General features: G+C 73.8%; 12 protein-coding genes. 3 read left to right on the top strand and 9 right to left on the bottom strand.

Annotated elements, in window-relative coordinates; translation table 11 throughout:
- Positions 1-140 precede the first annotated feature (140 nt).
- From ACFYMP_RS09710 to ACFYMP_RS09685, 6 genes are all read right to left on the bottom strand, one after another.
- Positions 141-944 (bottom strand): DUF1684 domain-containing protein, encoded by an 804-nt coding sequence (locus ACFYMP_RS09710; protein WP_388854246.1) that lies wholly within the window; start codon positions 942-944, stop codon positions 141-143.
- 50 nt (positions 945-994) lie between these two features.
- On the bottom strand, positions 995-2,344 hold the full coding sequence (locus ACFYMP_RS09705; RefSeq protein ID WP_388853354.1) for an NtaA/DmoA family FMN-dependent monooxygenase: 1,350 nt from the start codon (positions 2,342-2,344) through the stop codon (positions 995-997).
- Positions 2,341-3,420: an LLM class flavin-dependent oxidoreductase gene (locus tag ACFYMP_RS09700; protein ID WP_388853351.1), complete on the bottom strand. Its 1,080-nt coding sequence runs from the start codon at positions 3,418-3,420 to the stop codon at positions 2,341-2,343. Before ACFYMP_RS09700 ends, ACFYMP_RS09705 begins: the two co-directional genes overlap by 4 nt.
- A gap of 147 nt (positions 3,421-3,567) precedes the next feature.
- Positions 3,568-4,389: an amino acid ABC transporter ATP-binding protein gene (locus ACFYMP_RS09695; protein ID WP_388853348.1), complete on the bottom strand. Its 822-nt coding sequence runs from the start codon at positions 4,387-4,389 to the stop codon at positions 3,568-3,570.
- A complete protein-coding gene (locus tag ACFYMP_RS09690) occupies positions 4,386-6,227 on the bottom strand; it encodes an FAD/NAD(P)-binding protein (protein ID WP_388853345.1) in 1,842 nt (613 codons plus the stop codon). The genes ACFYMP_RS09695 and ACFYMP_RS09690 overlap by 4 nt, the downstream gene beginning before the upstream one ends.
- Entirely contained in the window at positions 6,224-7,108 is an 885-nt protein-coding gene (locus tag ACFYMP_RS09685; protein ID WP_388853342.1) for an amino acid ABC transporter permease, read from the bottom strand. Before ACFYMP_RS09685 ends, ACFYMP_RS09690 begins: the two co-directional genes overlap by 4 nt.
- Before the next feature lie 807 nt (positions 7,109-7,915).
- Here ACFYMP_RS09685 and ACFYMP_RS09680 point away from each other — a divergent pair.
- Complete coding sequence (locus ACFYMP_RS09680; RefSeq protein ID WP_388853339.1) at positions 7,916-8,896, top strand: ABC transporter substrate-binding protein; 981 nt, start codon at positions 7,916-7,918, stop codon at positions 8,894-8,896.
- 94 nt (positions 8,897-8,990) lie between these two features.
- Here the strand turns inward: ACFYMP_RS09680 and ACFYMP_RS09675 are convergent, their stop codons facing one another.
- Positions 8,991-10,202 (bottom strand): DUF5685 family protein, encoded by a 1,212-nt coding sequence (locus ACFYMP_RS09675; protein ID WP_388853336.1) that lies wholly within the window; start codon positions 10,200-10,202, stop codon positions 8,991-8,993.
- Positions 10,203-10,524: 322 nt separating this feature from the next.
- Here ACFYMP_RS09675 and ACFYMP_RS09670 point away from each other — a divergent pair, with 322 nt between their 5' ends.
- Positions 10,525-10,980 (top strand): cell division protein SepF, encoded by a 456-nt coding sequence (locus tag ACFYMP_RS09670; RefSeq protein WP_388853333.1) that lies wholly within the window; start codon positions 10,525-10,527, stop codon positions 10,978-10,980.
- A gap of 54 nt (positions 10,981-11,034) precedes the next feature.
- On the opposite strand, the gene ACFYMP_RS09665 is transcribed toward ACFYMP_RS09670, so the two are convergent.
- Positions 11,035-12,228: an acyl-CoA dehydrogenase family protein gene (locus ACFYMP_RS09665; RefSeq protein ID WP_388853330.1), complete on the bottom strand. Its 1,194-nt coding sequence runs from the start codon at positions 12,226-12,228 to the stop codon at positions 11,035-11,037.
- Positions 12,229-12,353: 125 nt separating this feature from the next.
- Complete coding sequence (locus ACFYMP_RS09660) at positions 12,354-13,949, bottom strand: MFS transporter (RefSeq protein WP_388853327.1); 1,596 nt, start codon at positions 13,947-13,949, stop codon at positions 12,354-12,356.
- 381 nt (positions 13,950-14,330) lie between these two features.
- Here ACFYMP_RS09660 and ACFYMP_RS09655 point away from each other — a divergent pair, with 381 nt between their 5' ends.
- Positions 14,331-15,362, top strand: coding sequence for a phosphatase PAP2 family protein (locus ACFYMP_RS09655; protein WP_388853324.1), 1,032 nt, complete (start codon positions 14,331-14,333; stop codon positions 15,360-15,362).
- Positions 15,363-15,545 lie beyond the last annotated feature (183 nt).

Raw genomic sequence — 15,545 nt, 5'->3', positions numbered from 1 at the left:
GGGGCCGCCGCTCCCGGGTTCCGGAAGGCGGCGGCCCTGACAAGCGCTGCTCGGGAGTTTCTGTGACCACGCTGTGCACGCACAAGGGCGGCTTTCGGCCGCCGCCCGGGAGGGTCAACCCACGTACGCCGTAAGAGAGTTCACCCTTCCACGAGGTTTCGTTCGCCGGCTTGGACGGCGACCGGCAGGGTGTTGCCCGCGGGCGGGAAGGGGCACAGGAAGTGGTCGGCGAGGGCGCAGGGCGGCAGCACCGCGCGGTTGAAGTCGACCCGGACGCGCCCCTCGGCGTCGGGGGCCTGCGTGTGCAGGAAGCGGAACCGGAAGCTGCCCGATCCGCTCGTGGCGTCCGCGAAGACCGCCCACAGCCCGCCGTCCGCCTCGACGGCGACCCGCAGCCGGTGCTCGTGTCCCTCCAGACGGAAGTCCAGGTCACCGCCGAGACCGAGCCCGCGCTCGCGCCCGTCGGCGTTCGCGACCCGCTCGGTGCGGGTGGACTCGTACGGGGTGAAGCGGCCGGCCACGCTCCAGCGCGCCTCCCAGGGGCTGACGGTGAGTCCGGGGAAGGCGGTACGGGCGGGTGCGGCCGGGTCGTGAATCCGTACCGCCCACTCCCCCTCGCGGCGCAGGACGAGCAGCCGCCGGCGGCCGGCGGCGACCCGTGAGGCGGCGGGCGCCCCGGTGTCGGGGCCCAGCAGCGCCTCCCCCGCGTACGGTCTGCCGTCGACGGTGAGGCCGGTGCCGCGGGTCAGGGACAGGCTCTCCCCGGCGGGCCGCCAGCGCCCGGGAATGTCCGGAAGCAGGCCGTCCGGGTGGTCGGCGAGCCAGTGGGTGCCGGTCACGGAGAGGGGTCCGAGGGGAGCGGTGAGCGCCTCGGACCTGCGGGCACGCCACTCCTGCCACGCCCGCGTCTCCTGTGTCTCCTGCGCCTCCTGGCCGTCCTGCACCTGTGGTGTCCGTGGTGCCTGCGGCTCGGCGGGGGCCGGGGTCTCGGTGGTCACGCGGGTTCCTTTCGCGGGGCGCGGCGCGCGGCGGGCTCGCGCAGCCCCAGGTGGGAGCGGAGGGTGGTGCCGGTGTACGCGGTGCGGAAGACGCCGCGTTCCTGGAGCAGCGGGACGACCCGGTCCACGAAGGGGTCGAGCCCACCGGGGGTGAGGTGCGGGACGAGGATGAATCCGTCGGCGGCCCCGGCGTCGACGTACCGCCGCATCGCGGCGGCGACGGTGGCGGGGGTGCCGACGAAGGACTGGCGGCTCGTCGTCTCGATGACGGTCTGGCGGATGGACAGGCCCTTGGCGCGGGAGAGGGCCCGCCACTTCTCGGCGACCGCGAAGGGGTCGCCGTGCCGTACCCGGCCCTGGACCAGTGCGGAGTCGGGGACCGGGTCGATGTCGGGCAGCGGCCCGTCCGGGTCGTAGGAGGAGAGGTCGACGCCCCAGACCAGTTCGAGGGCGAGCAGGGCGTTCTGCGGGGAGACCTGCTGGCGGCGGATCTCGGCGGCGTTCTCCTGGGCCTCGGCGTCGGTGTCGCCGAGCACGTAGGTGACCCCCGGCATGATCACGAGGTCCTCGGGCCGCCTGCCGTACCGGGCGAGCCGGCCCTTGACGTCGGCGTGGAAGGCGCGGCCGGCCTCCAGGGTGCCGTGCCGGGTGAAGACGACGTCGGCGGCGCTCGCGGCGAACTCCCGCCCCTCCGGGGAGTCCCCGGCCTGGATGACGACGGGGTGACCCTGCGGCGAGCGGGGCACCTGCCACACCCCCTCCACCGAGAACTGCGGGCCGTGGTGGGAGAAGGACCCGGTGCCGTTCTCGCCCGGCGCGTCCCACAGGGTGCGCGCGGTGTCGAGGAACTCGGCGGCGCGGGTGTAGCGGTCGGCCCGGTCGAGGTAGCCGCCGCGCCGGAAGTTCTCCCCCGTGAAGGCGTCGGAGGAGGTCACGACGTTCCAGGCGGCGCGGCCCCCGCTGAGGTGGTCGAGGGAGGCGAGGCGGCGGGCGAGTTCGTAGGGCTCGTTGAAGGTCGTGTTGACGGTCGCGGCCAGGCCGAGCCGTTCGGTGACGGCGGCGAGCGCGTTCAGTACGGTGATCGACTCGGGCCGGCCGACGACGTCGAGGTCGTGGATGCGGCCGTTGTGCTCGCGCAGCCGCAGCCCCTCGGCGAGGAAGAAGAAGTCGAACAGCCCGCGCTCGGCGGTGCGTGCGAGGTGGGTGAAGGAGCTGAAGTCGATCTGCGAGCCGGAGAGCGGATCGGCCCATACGGTCGTGCTGTTGACGCCGGGGAAGTGCGCGGCGAGACGGATCTGCCGGGGGCGGCCGGCGGTGGGCGCTTCGGTGGACGCGTCGGTGCTCATACGGGCTCCCCGGCGTGGACGTGGAGGTTGGCGGGGCGGGCGAGCCCGAGGTGCTCGCGCAGGGTCGCGCCCGGGTAGAAGGTGCGGAACAGCCCCCGGTGCTGGAGCAGGGCGACCGTGCCGTTGACGAGGCGTTCGAGGTCGGGCAGGGGTTCGGCGGGGGTGAGGTGGAAGCCGTCGACGGCGCCGGAGGAGTGCCAGTCGACGAGGAGTTCGGCGAGGTCGACGGGTCCGCCCCGGTAGAAGGGCCCGCGCGGTCCGGGGCGGGGCCCGCCGCCGCCGTGTCCGGGGCGCGCGGCCCCCTCCCCGTCGCACAGGTCCACGGTGAGCGCGGCGAGGACCCGCAGCGTGTCGGGGTCGCGGCCGGACTCGGCGGCCCGCTCGCGCAGTTCGCGGCGGAGTGTGGCGGCCTCGGCGCGCCCGGAGACCCGGACGAGGGCGACGTCGGCGTAGCGCGCGGCGGTCCGCCGGGGCAGTTCCTCGGTGGCGTCCACGACGATCACCGGGTGGCCCTGCGGGGGGCGCGGCACGATGGAGGGGCCGCGGACCGAGAAGGTGGTGCCCTGGTAGTCCGTGTAGTGCAGTTTCTCGCGGTCGACGAAGCGGCCGGTGGACAGGTCGCGGATCTCCGCGTCGTCCTCCCAGCTGTCCCACAGCAGGCGCGCCACCTCGGCGACCTCTCCCGCCTCCTGCCACAGCGCGGTGGCGGGGGCGGCGGGCCTGCGGCCGAACAGCCGGGCCTCGGCGACGGTCGTGGACACGTCGACGCCCCAGCCGGCCCGGCCGTGGCTGACCCAGTCGAGGGTCGCGAGGGCGGCCTGGACGTGGAAGGGCTCGGTGTGGGTCGTGGTCACGGTCGGGACGAGCCCCACCCGGTCGGTGAGGGGCGCGAGCCGGGACAGCACCGCGAGGGCGTCGAGTCCGGGCCGGGCGAAGGAGTCGCCGAGCGTGACGAAGTCGAGGGCGCCCTGCTCGGCGAGGGCGGCCAGACGCCGGAAGTCCTCGGCGCGGGTGGCGCCGGGCAGGTCGATGGCCGCGGCGAGGTGGAATCGCCCGGGGCCGTGCGCGACGGTCATGGTGGGGGTGCCTTTCTCAGGGACTCAGGGACTCGGGGACTCGGGGACTCGGGACTCGGGACTCGGGACTCGGGGACTCGGGACTTGGGGACCCGCAGACCCGGGGGCGGTGCGGGCCCGCGGCCCCGGGCTGAGGAACCTCGGGGCTCACAGGACCTTGGAGAGGAAGGCGCGGGTGCGCTCGTGGGCCGGCCGGTCGAGCACCTGCCCGGGTGGGCCCTGTTCGAGGACCCGGCCCTCGTCCATGAAGACCACGGTGTCCGCGACCTCGCGGGCGAAGCCGATCTCGTGGGTGACGACGATCATGGTGGTGCCCTGGCGGGCCACGTCCTTGATGACGTCGAGCACCTCCCCGACGAGTTCCGGGTCGAGGGCCGAGGTCGGCTCGTCGAACAGCAGCAGCCTCGGTTCGAGCGCGAGGGCGCGGGCGATGGCGACGCGCTGCTGCTGGCCGCCGGAGAGACTGCGCGGATAGGCGCCGGCCTTGTCGGTGAGGCCGACCCGCTCCAGCAGCCGCCGCGCGCTCGCGTGCGCCTCGGCGCGCGGCCTGCGCAGCGCGGAGACGGGGGCCTCGACGATGTTCTCCTCGACCGTGAGGTGCGGGAAGAGGTGGAAGTTCTGGAACACGAAGCCGATCGCGGTGCGCTGCCGCAGGATCTCCCGCTCGCGCAGTTCGTACAGCTTGTCGCCGGAGCGCCGGTAGCCGACGAGCGACCCGCCGACCGTGATGGTGCCCCGGTCCACCTTCTCCAGGTGGTTGATGGTGCGCAGCAGCGTGGACTTCCCGGAGCCGGAGGGGCCGAGGATCACGGTGACCTCCCCGGGGCGTACCGCGAGGTCGATGCCGCGCAGTACCTCCAGGGCGCCGAAGCTCTTGTGCACGCCCCGGATCTCGACCAGCGGTGTGTCGCGGGGGCCCGCGTCGGCGGGCGCGGAACCGCTCCCGGTGGTGGCTGCGGTGACGCTCATCGCGTGGTCTCCCTCTCGGTCGTGGTGGGCGCTTCGGGCAGGCCCGCGGGCCTGCCCCGGCCGCCGGACCCGGTCTCCCGCGCGCTCTCGCGCACCGCGTCGAGCAGGGCGCGGGCCGTCGCGTCGTTCTGCCGGAACGCCGGGCTGTTGGTACGGGGCCGGGTGAAGGCCCCGGCGCCGCGCGCGTCGGTGTGCGGGCCGAGCGCGAACAGCCGGGCGTGCGTGGACCCGTCGGCGTAGCGCACCCGTCCGTCCTCGGGCCGTACGGCGAGCAGCCCGTCGGAGGTGGCGGCGGCGCCCTCCGCGAACAGGGCGCGCAGCAGGGGGTCGCGGACCCGGTCGGCGGTGGGCTGCGGCAGCCGGGCCTCGACGAGGGCGCGCGCGGTGACCGTGTGCCCCGGTACGGTCGCCGAGCGCGCGCTGAACCCGTCGGGGACGGCGGTCACGGTGGTGTCCGCGCCGAGGAAGCGCACGATCCCGGCCTCCGACAGGGCCCGCAGTTGCCGTAGTCGCGGTCCGGGCGGGCCGGAGGCGAGGTAGCTGAAGAACCCGTGCCACCAGGGGCCGATGTCGCCGAGCCGCATGATCTGTCCGTAGACGGAGAGCAGCGCGAAGAACACCGCGAGGTCCTCGTCGTGCCCGGGGTCGTGGCGGCGGGCGAGATCCGCGTCGATATGGCCGCGCAGCCGTTCCTGGAGCGCGTCGAAGCTGTCGAGGCGCAGCCCGTCGAGCGGCCGGTCCAGGGCTTCGAGGTCGAGCCGGTCGGCCGGTTCGGGCACGGCGGAGCGCACGAGGGCGTCGAGTCCGGGCCCGAGCGGGTCGGCGCGCGCGTACCGCTCCTCGAACTTCGCCCAGTCCATGGTGGTGCTCTCGGGCCGCGCGGTGAACAGCCGGTGGTAGTGGGCGAAGCCGAGTTCCTTGACGACGAGCGGCCACACGTCGCGCCGGAAGTCCGGCGGCACCGGGCGGGAGCGCAGCTCCTCGGTCTGCTCGGGCCCGAAGAACCGTGGCAGCGGCGGGCGTTGGCCACTCCACTGATAGCCGATCTTCGAGTGGTAGGGCACTCCGCGGCGCGAGCCGACGTACAGGACGGGTTCCCGTCCCGAGGGCAGGTAGCGGCCGTGCTCGTCGTAGCGGCCGCCGCGCCCCTCGGTCAGCAGCACCATGAGGTCGACGAAGGCGAGCCCGAAGCCGCGTACCAGGACGGGTTCCCCGGGGGCGAGTTCGGACAGGTCGCTGTCGGCGGTGTAGTCGGGCGGCAGGTAGGTGAGCCCGTGGCGCCGGGCGTGTGCGCTCAACGCCCGCTGTTCGGCGTCCGGTTCGGCGTCCTGGTGGCCGAGGGTGAGCACGACGAGGTCCGCGCGCAGCGGCTCCGCGACCCCCTCCAGCCACACTTCCTGCACTCCGCCGGAGCGTGGTCCCGTCACCCGCAGGGCGCGCCGCCGGTGCTCGTGGACGGCGACCCCGGGAGGCAGGGCCTCGACGGCCGACTCGTAGGCCCAGCGCAGGTATCCGCCCTGGGTGCGCCGGTCGGCGAAGGCGGCGCCCTCGATCCCGGCCCATTCGTGCAGGGTGGGCCCGGGGACGACGGGCCCCTCGATCTCCACGCTGTCGTCGGTGTACAGGGTGACGTCCTCGGCCATGGAGTTCATCCACAGCAGCGGGGACTGCGCGCGCCGCCAGATCCGCCCGGGGCCGGCCGGATAGGGGTCCACGAGGTGCACGTCGAGCCCGCCGAACCCGTACGGGGAGGGGGCGTTGGCGGCGATCCGCTCCAGCAGGCCGGTGGCGCGCGGGCCGGCGCCGACGAGGACGAGGCTGCGTCTGCGGCGGCTCACGAGCGCCCCGTTCCGCGCGCGTAGCGCTTCTCGACGTAGTGCTGGCCGATGCTGAGGAGGGTCGTGACGAGGGCGTACCAGACCGTCGCGACGAGCAGCAGCGGGATGACCTGATAGGTGCGGTGGTAGACGAGCTGCACGGAGTAGAGCAGGTCCTGGACCGCGATGACGCTGACGATGGAGGTGCCCTTGAGCGCGCCGATCAGCATGTTCCCGGCCGGGGGCACGATGGCGCGCATGGCCTGCGGGAGCACGATCCGGCGCAGCCTGCGTCCGGGGCTCAGCCCGAGGGACTGCGCGGCCTCGATCTGGCCCCGGTCCACGGACAGCAGTCCGCCGCGCACGACCTCGGCGGCGTAGGCGGCCTCGTGCAGGGTGAGGCCGATGATCGCGACGGTGACGGGGCCGAGCAGGTCGACGGTCTTGACGGTCAGGAACTCGGGCCCGAAGGGGATACCGAGGCCGAGCCGGGGGTAGAGGGCGCCGATGTTGAACCAGAACAGCAGCTGCACGAGGATCGGCGTGGAGCGGAAGAACCAGATGTAGCCGTAACTCACCCAGGCCAGCACCGGGTTGGACGAGAGCCTGCCGAGGGCCAGCAGGGTGCCGAGCGCGAAGCCGAGGACCATCACGACGGCGGTGAGCCACAGGGTCAGGCCCAGCCCGCGCAGGACGGCGGTGGTGGCGAAGTAGTCGGCGACGACGCCCCACTGGAACGCGTCGTTGCGCACGACGGAGTTGACCACCATGGCCAGCAGCAGGAGGACGACGAGCGCGGCGACCCACTGACCGGTCCTGCGCACGGGCACGACACGGGGCTGTGTCTCAGGCGGTTCCTTGGCCGGGGCCGAGGCTTTGACGAGTGTGTCGGAGGACGACATGCGGGGGCTCCGTGGATGCGATGAGCGACACGGTCCCGCCTTCACACGGCCCGCGCCCCTCAGCACGTACCGCCCCAAGAGCGTACGGCCGGACGCACCGCCACGGTCAAGTCCCGTCGTGTGAACGCTGTATGACAAGGCGCGGCGCGCTCCAGGACGGGGCCCGCCGCCGCGCCGCGGGGCAGCTCACAGCCGTGCGTCCACATGCTGAGCCCGGCGTCTCAAATCGTTGACGGAGCACCGCTCGCCTGTTCAACTGGTCCGCATGCATCTGCGGCAGCGGCTCGTCACGCGGTCCCACATCGACTTCGGTCGCGTGTGGTCGGCCTCCTGTCGCCTGCCCGGTGCCCGCGCGGCCTGTTGTTGACCCACCCCCGCCGCCACCTCCGGCGCGGCCGGTCCCGGCGCCCCCTTCTCCCCCGCGAACTCCGCCAACTCCGTGACTTTCGCGGACACCGCTGTCTTCGCGGACGCCGCTGCCCTCGCGCTCTCCGCGACTTTCGCGAACTCCGCGACTCCGGCGGACTGCGCGGACTCCGTGATCACCGCGCCGTCCGCGCCGTCCGCGTCTGACTCGCCTGTTCGCGACCGCTCACGCGGCCGCGCCCCTCCGTCCGCCCCACCCGCCGGTGGGGCGCCTCGTCACGCCGTAAGCGGCGCCGACGCCTCCTTCACACCCTCAGCTCTCAGCCCGCCACCGCCCTCCAGTACTCCTCAGCCCTTCAGTCCTTCCTGCCTTCACGCGCGACCCCCTCCCCTCCGTCGCCCTTCTTCCCCACTCCCGATCTCCCTGGAGCACCGAAGACCATGCGCGCTCATCTGACGACGACCCCGGCTGCCCGGCGCCGGGGCGCCGCGTTCGCCCTGATCACCGCCGCCGCCCTGGCGCTCTCCGCCTGCGGTGACCCCGATCCGGCCGGCGGGGAGGGCGGCAGTACCGCCGCCGGCCGGCCCGCCGCGAAGGCGCACGGGAAGATCCCCACCGAGGACGTGGTCTCGGACGTGCACAAGGTCGCGAAGGTGGCGAAGCTGTTGCCGCCCCAGGTCGCGAAGGCCGGGACGCTGACCCTCGCCAACTCGGTGGGGACGCCGCCCTCGTCCACGTACCTGGAGGACGGCAAGACCGTCGCGGGTCTCGACGTGGACCTCTCGAACGCCGTCGCGAAGGTGCTCGGTCTGCGCCTGAAGCGGGAGTCGGCGAGCTTCGAGGCGATCCTCCCGGCGCTGGACAGCGGCAAGTACGACATCGGGACCGGCAACTTCGGCGTGACCGACGAACGCCGCAAGACGATCGACTTCGTGACCTACATCAACGACGGGCAGGGCTTCGCGGCCCGCGCGGACTCGGAACTGAGGAAGGTGACCGATCTGAAGCAGCTGTGCGGGCTGTCGATCGGCACGGGCGCCGGCACCACCTTCGAGGTGACGCTGGAGGACAACAAGCACGTGTGCGCGGACGCGGGCAAGAAGCCGTACAGCGTCAAGACGTACGCGGACCAGGGCGCGACCTGGGGAGCGCTCCAGCAGGGCCGTACCGATGTCGTCATGTCGACGATCAACGGACTGCGTTACGCGGTGGACCAGCAGCCCGGACTGAAGTTCCTCAACGAGTACCACCGCCTCGACGTGGGTTTCGCGTTCAAGAAGGGCACGAAGCTCGCCCCCGCCTTCCGGGCGGCGGTCGACTCGCTCATCGAGGACGGCACCTACGCCCGCGTCCTCAAGAAGTGGGGCGTGACGCACTCCGCGATCAGGGCCTCCCGGATATCGCCGCCCGAGATCAAGTGACCCGCACGGCCGCGCCGCCCGGATCGCGGGGGCCCGCACGGGACGCCGTCCGCGGTCCCGGCGCGGCCGGCGGGCCGCGCGCCGCGCCCGCCGCTCAGCCGCAGCCCCCGCAGCACTCGCAGATCTCGCAGACCTCGCACGCCTCGCAGCACTCGCAGCACTCGCAGTAGCCGCAGCATCCCGTGCGTGTCCTCCTCGACCAGGGCCCCTCGTACTCCTCGGCGCAGCACATCCGGCACGTGCAGCAGACGCCCAGGAACGCTCCGCACCCGGCCCAGAATCCGCGTCCGCCCGGCCTGGGCGGGGGCTCGGGCCGCCCGTCGCCCTGGCCCTCGCCCTCGCCTTCGCGGTCGCGGTCGCGGTCGCGGTCGCGGTCGCGGTCGAAGGAGCGCAGGCCGCCCCCGTCCGCGTACGGGTTCCCGCCTCCGTGGGCCCCCTGGTGCGCGCGGTGCGCCGTACCGAAGGCGCGGTCCACGGAGCGCGGGAGTTCGTGGACGAGCAGCCGGTGGGCGAGGGCCCCGTCCGTGAAGTCCACCTCGCGCAGGGCGAGCCGGATGCCGTGCAGCGCGTCCTCGGCGAGCCGGCGGGCCTCGGCGCGCGGGGTACCGGTCGCGGTGAGCGGGTTCCAGGCCCCTCGCTCCGCGTCCGCCGTCTGGTCCTCGACGGCGTCGAGGAGATGGGCGAGCCGCCCGAAGAGCCGTCCCGCCTCGGCGAGCGCGGCGGCGTTGCCGGGGCGGCCGGCGAGGTGGGCGGTGTGGGCGAAGGCGGCGGCGGTGGCCGTCTCGGTGGGCTCGGTCACGACGGTGAGCGGGGTGCCGGGGCCGGCCAGGGCCTCGATCGCGCCCTGCCGTTCGGCGGAGTCGACCAGCACCGCGGTGTCGAATCCCAGTCCCTCGCCCGAGCGCCGGGCGGCCCCCGCCCAGCCGGCCGCGACCCGGCGCGCGGCGCCCGCGACCGGACGGCGCGCCAGCAATCCGTCGCCGTCGGCGACATGGTCGTGAATCCTGCTCGCGGCCAGCACGAGGGACACGGCACCGGCGAGGTGGGCCCCTTGCCCGCGACTGACGGAGGCCGTCCGCATCCCGCGCAGGGGGCAGGGCCCGGCCGTCCCGCGCCGCACGGCCGCAGGGGGACTCTGAGCCTCCGTCAGGACGGATATCACGATGCCGTCGTAGTTCGTGACGATACGGGCGAACTGGCCGTGATCGGCGCGCAGCGCAAGGCACAATCCGCACAGATGCGCCGCCCACTGGCCTCTCAGTTTCTCCCCGAGGCTGTGCGCACAGGGCCTGACCATTCCGAACATGCCGAGAATTCCCCCACGAAGCGACGGCCTTGACGTTACGATCGGCCGCATCGTACCGGCGGCCCCGGAGCGCTCCGGAGACTCCCACCCGTCACCCGTACGCCCCACGCGTCACCCATAGGCACCCAAAGGGCGCGAAGAAACGTTTTTCACTCGCCGTCAGCACAACTGCCCCGCAGCCGTCTTGGCAGGACACGGGGCACTCTGCACCAGTACCGTCACGAAAACACCGAACGGCGCCCATCCCCTTGGCGCACTCTTCCCCTCATGAACGACGATGGAGGAGCGGCCAACAGGGAAACCGCTGTGAGAGGAGGCGTCCATGGGATCGGTGCGCAAGGCAAGTGCCTGGCTTGGCCTCGTCGACGACAACGACACCGGGGCTGAGCGTTATTACGACGGATACGCGGACGAACCGGCCGAGGGGCCCGAGCCCGGCGAGAGCTGGGTGACGGACCCGCGGGTGCGGGTCGCGGCGCGGGCCGCCGAGGAGAGAGAACGGCGGATCGGCACGGTGACCCCGGACAGCTTCCGGGACGCGCGGGCCATCGGCGAGCTGTTCCGTGAGGGGGTACCGGTCATCGTCAACCTGACGGCGATGGACCCCTCCGACGCGAAGCGCGTCGTCGACTTCGCCGCCGGGCTGATCTTCGGCCTGCGCGGCTCGATCGAGCGGGTGGCCACCCGGGTCTTCCTGCTCACCCCGGCCGACACCGAGATCGTGGCCGGGGAGGCCGCGGGCTCGCGGCCGCGCGACGGTTTCTTCAACCAGAGCTGATCCCGGCCGGGGCCCCCACCCCGACCGGGACGTCTCCCGCCGGGCGGGCCCTTCTCACCGGAAGGCGTCGAACCCGGTGAGCGCCTTGCCGAGAATGAGCTGGTGCATCTCGACGGTGCCCTCGTAGGTGAGCACCGACTCCAGGTTCGTCGCGTGCCGCATCACCGGGTACTCCAGGGAGATCCCGTTGGCACCGAGGATCGTGCGCGCCGTGCGGCAGATCCCGATGGCCTCGCGCACGTTGTTGAGCTTCCCGAAGCTGATCTGCTCGGGGCGCACCCGTCCCGCGTCCATCCGGCCGCCGAGATGGTGGGCGAGCAGGATGCCCTTGTGCAGTTCCACCGCCATGTCGGCGAGTTTGGCCTGCGTCAGCTGGAAGGCGGCGATGGGCCGCCCGAACTGTTCCCGCTCGCGCGCGTAGTCGAGCGCCGCCTCGAAACTGGCCCGCGCCGCGCCCATCGCGCCCCACACGATGCCGTACCGCGCGTGGCTCAGGCAGCTCAGCGGTCCGCGCAACCCGGTGACCTCGGGCAGGACGGCGTCGGCGGGCAGCCGCACCCCGTCCAGCACCAGTTCGCTGGTGACCGAGGCGCGCAGGCTCCACTTGTGCTTGATCTCCGGGGCGCTGAAGCCCGGGGTGTCGGTGGGCACGACGAAGCCGCGTACGCCTTCCTCGGTGGCCGCCCAGACGACGGCGACCGAGGCGACGGAGCCGTTGGTGATCCACATCTTGCGGCCGTCGAGCACCCAGTCGCCACCGTCCCGGACGGCGCGGGTGCGCATCCCGGCCGGGTCGGAGCCGTGGTCGGGCTCGGTCAGCCCGAAGCAGCCGATCGCCTCGCCGGCCGCCATCGCGGGCAGCCATCGCCGCTTCTGCTCCTCGGAGCCGTAGCGGTGGATCGCGTACATCGCGAGCGAGCCCTGCACCGACACGAGGGAGCGGATGCCCGAGTCGGCCGCCTCCAGCTCCAGGCAGGCCAGGCCGTACTGGACCGCGCTGGCCCCCGCGCAGCCGTAGCCGGTGAGGGACATGCCGAGGGCGCCCAGCGAGCCCAGCTCCTTGGCCAGTTCCCTGATCCCGGGCAGTTCGCCGCGCTCGTACCAGTCGGCGACGTACGGCAGGACGCGGTCGCGGGCCCAGGAGCGCACGGTGTCGCGTACGGCGAGGTCCTCGGGCTCCAGCAGGTCGTCGAGGCCGAGCGGGTCGGCGGGGTCGAAGGGGGGCTTTTTCCCGGGTACTGCGGGCATGACGCCTCCGGCTCATCAAAACTAGCGCTGTTAGTTATCGGGGGCCTCCGACGCTACGGCGCGCGCACGCCGCCGTCCAGGGTTCCCGCGTCGGGGGCCGGCGCCAGGTGTCCGCTCCCCCGCGCTCACGGCCGTTCGCGCGCGTCGGAGCACTCCGTCCGGCGCGGCAGACGCAGCCCGGCGAGCGCGCCGAGCAGCAGCAGGCCGGCGCTGACCAGCAGGGTCACGTGCAGTCCGTGGACGAAGGCGGTGCGGGCGGCCGTCCGCAGCGCCTCCCCGGGCGCGCCGCCGAGCCTGGCCGCGATGTCGTACGCCTCCCCCAGCGAGTGCCCGGCCGCGTCCCTGAACGGTTCGGGGACCGCGTGCACCGCGCGCGGGCCGGGGGCGTAGGCGGCGTTCATGACGGTGCCGAGCAGGGCGATGCCGAGGCCCGCGCCCAGTTGGTAGGAGGTCTCGCCGATCGCGGCCGCCCCGCCGGCCTGTTCGTGCGGGGCCTCGCCGAGCATCGACTCGTAGGCGGCGAACAGCGTCGTCTCCAGACCGAGTCCGAGCAGTACGAATCCGCCCGCGAGCAGGGGCGCGTCGTCGCTCTCCCCCATGCCGGTGAGCAGCAGTACGGCGGCGGCGGTCAGGCAGAAGCCGGTGACGACCATGGCGCGGGGACCGAAACGGCGCAGCAGCCGGGCCCCGGCGAGCCCCGCGGCCATCGCGGCGAAGGTCAGCGGCAGCAGCCGCAGCCCCGTCCGCAGGGGGCTGAGGCCGAGCACGAGCTGAAGGTACTGGGCGGCGATCAGCTCCAGGCCGACGAGGGCGAGCATCGCGAGCACGATGCAGCCCACCGAGGTCGCGAAGGCCGGCCGGGTGAACAGCCGCAGGTCGACGAGCGGGTACGACCGGGTGCGCTGGCGCCGCACGAAGAGCCACAGGAGGACGGCGCCGAGCACGAGCGGGACGAGGGTGACGGTACTCAGCACCTCTTCGCCGCCGCCGATCCGCTGGACCCCGTAGACCACGCCGAACAGTCCGGCGGCGGCCAGGACGGCGCCGAGCACGTCCCAGGGACCGCGCCCGTCACCGGAGGACTCGGGCAGCAGCAGCCGGGCGAGCGGCAGCGCGGCCAGCATGAGCGGCACGTTGACGAGGAAGACCGAGCCCCACCAGAAGTGCTCCAGCAGAAGGCCCCCGAGCAGCGGGCCGACGGCCGCCCCGACCGCCGCGACCGCGCTCCACACCCCGATCGCGAAGGCCCGCTCGCGCCGGTCGGGGAAGACGGCGCGCAGCAGGGACAGCGTCGCGGGCATGATCATCGCGCCGCCCGCCCCGAGCAGGGCGCGGGCGGCGACGAGCATCCCCGGATTGTGCGCGAGGGCGGCCAGCGCGGAGGCGGCGCCGAACAGGGCGTAACCGCACAGCAGGACCCGGCGGCGCCCCACGCGGTCGCCGAGGGTGCCGAACAGGATGAGCAGCGAGGCGCACACGAGCGGGTAGCTGTCCACGATCCACAGCAGCTGCGGGGCGCTCGGCCGCAGGTCCTCGGTGACCGCGGGCACCGCGACGTGCAGGACGGTGGCGTCGACGGCGACCAGGAGCAGGCTCACGCACAGCACGACGAGGACGGTCCACCGGTTCGCCCCGCCCGGGGCGAAGGGCCGGCCGGCGAGTCGGGGGAGGCGGGAGAGGCCCCCGGCACGCCGCGAGGCCGCCGTGGTGGTCCCCGGCATCCGCGTACCTCCCGAGTGCTGCCTGCGCGTGCGGACGGAGCGCGACGGCCGCCGCCCGGTCCGGTCCTGGGGCCGGTGGTGCGCAAGGTTACGCGAGAGCCACCAGTGACACGGGGGACGACGCCGCACGTCCCTGGGGTGCTGTTGCCCGGTTCCCCCGGCCCCATTCCCGGGGCTTGCGCGTGAACGAAAGGAGAAGCGCGGGAAAAGCGCGCCGGAATCCCCGGACCCCGCGCATCCGCAATGCCCGCCGGGCACGCGGCGGTCTTTATGGATTCCCGCGCGATAAACCTCTGACGGCCGGGAAAGCCACATCACATGGTCATCACGAAGCCGTCGTTTCGTTCGGCTTCCCCACTCACTCGCTGTAACGTCGATCGGGTGCGTACCGAACCAACCCCCGGCCGCCTCGCGCGGCTCTTCGCGCGGCTCGACCGCGAGCCGGAGCGGCCGGCCAGTCTGCACGTACCGGTGATGAGTCGGCACAGGCTCGTTCTGCTCCTCGCGACACTCGGCTTCTACATGGCGATCGTCGTCGCGGTGGCGGCCACCACGGTGCTGGTGCGGTTCGACTGGCAGCTCATGTTCTTCCGCCCCTACCAGCAGTGGCCCGAGGTGCACGCCTTCCTCGACTATCTGGTGGTCCTGGGACAGCGCGGGCCCACCGCGGTGATGGTGCTGGCCTGGCTGGGCTGGCGCTCGTGGCGTCAGCACACCCTGCGCCCCCTGCTGGTCCTCGGCGCCTCGCTGCTGCTGCTCAACATCACGGTGGGCGCCGCGAAGATCGGCATGGGGCGCCTGGGCCCGCACTACGCGACCCTGATCGGCTCGAACGAGATGGGCAAGGGCGGGGACATATTTCCCTCGGGTCACACCGCCAACGCGGTCGTGACCTGGGGAATCCTCGCGTATCTGGCGGCCACGCCGCGCGCCCGCCGCTACCTGTCGGCGGGCTCGGCGATCGTCTCGCTCAGCGTGGGCCTGACCACCGTCTACCTCGGTACGCACTGGCTGAGCGACGTCGTGCTGGGCTGGGCGGCGGGGCTCCTGGTGCTGCTGGCCCTGCCCTGGTGCGAGCCGCTGATCGCGCGTGCGGAGGTGCTCCTGTTCCGGCTGCGGGACGCGTGGCGCGCCCGGCGCTCGACCGTCGTGGACGCCGCGGGGGCGCCCGTCGCCCCGGTATCGCAGCTCGTCGAGCCCTCCGCTCCCACCGCGCGGCCCGCCCCGGCGCCGGGCACGGCGGTCCGCAAGGACACGTCGGCGGCCTCACCCGGGCACGGTCCGGGCCGTGGTGCGGGCCGGGTCCGCCCGGAGCGGGCCCCCGGGACGGCCGGCGGGGTGCGGCGACCGCCCTCGACGGACCGCGCCGTGCCGCGCGGCCAGAACCCGGCGAGGCCGGTCGCGGGAGGCTGACCCGACCGCCCCGGAGCCCGCGAGGACGTACGCACACCGCCTCGCGGACCGACTGGAGACGGGGGGGGGCCCCGCCCCCCCCCCGGGGGGGGGCCCGGGGGGGGCCGGCCCCCCGCCCCCGGGGGCGGGGCCCCGCCCCCCCCCGGCCGCCGGCCCCCCCCCCCCCCCGCCCACCCCCCCCCG

Origin of the sequence: Streptomyces sp. NPDC007088, from assembly GCF_042869355.1 — a bacterium.
Lineage (GTDB): Bacteria > Actinomycetota > Actinomycetes > Streptomycetales > Streptomycetaceae > Streptomyces.
This window is presented reverse-complemented; position numbering and strand designations above follow the sequence as displayed.

Excerpts from the sequence above, each read along its gene's own strand:
- ACFYMP_RS09705 (WP_388853354.1), bottom strand. The coding sequence starts at position 2,344 with ATGAGCACCGACGCGTCCACCGAAGCGCCCACCGCCGGCCGCCCCCGG.
- ACFYMP_RS09700 (WP_388853351.1), bottom strand. The coding sequence starts at position 3,420 with ATGACCGTCGCGCACGGCCCCGGGCGATTCCACCTCGCCGCGGCCATC.
- ACFYMP_RS09695 (WP_388853348.1), bottom strand. The coding sequence starts at position 4,389 with ATGAGCGTCACCGCAGCCACCACCGGGAGCGGTTCCGCGCCCGCCGAC.
- ACFYMP_RS09685 (WP_388853342.1), bottom strand. The coding sequence starts at position 7,108 with ATGTCGTCCTCCGACACACTCGTCAAAGCCTCGGCCCCGGCCAAGGAA.
- ACFYMP_RS09680 (WP_388853339.1), top strand. The coding sequence starts at position 7,916 with ATGCGCGCTCATCTGACGACGACCCCGGCTGCCCGGCGCCGGGGCGCC.
- ACFYMP_RS09675 (WP_388853336.1), bottom strand. The coding sequence starts at position 10,202 with ATGTTCGGAATGGTCAGGCCCTGTGCGCACAGCCTCGGGGAGAAACTG.
- ACFYMP_RS09670 (WP_388853333.1), top strand. The coding sequence starts at position 10,525 with ATGGGATCGGTGCGCAAGGCAAGTGCCTGGCTTGGCCTCGTCGACGAC.
- ACFYMP_RS09665 (WP_388853330.1), bottom strand. The coding sequence starts at position 12,228 with ATGCCCGCAGTACCCGGGAAAAAGCCCCCCTTCGACCCCGCCGACCCG.
- ACFYMP_RS09660 (WP_388853327.1), bottom strand. The coding sequence starts at position 13,949 with ATGCCGGGGACCACCACGGCGGCCTCGCGGCGTGCCGGGGGCCTCTCC.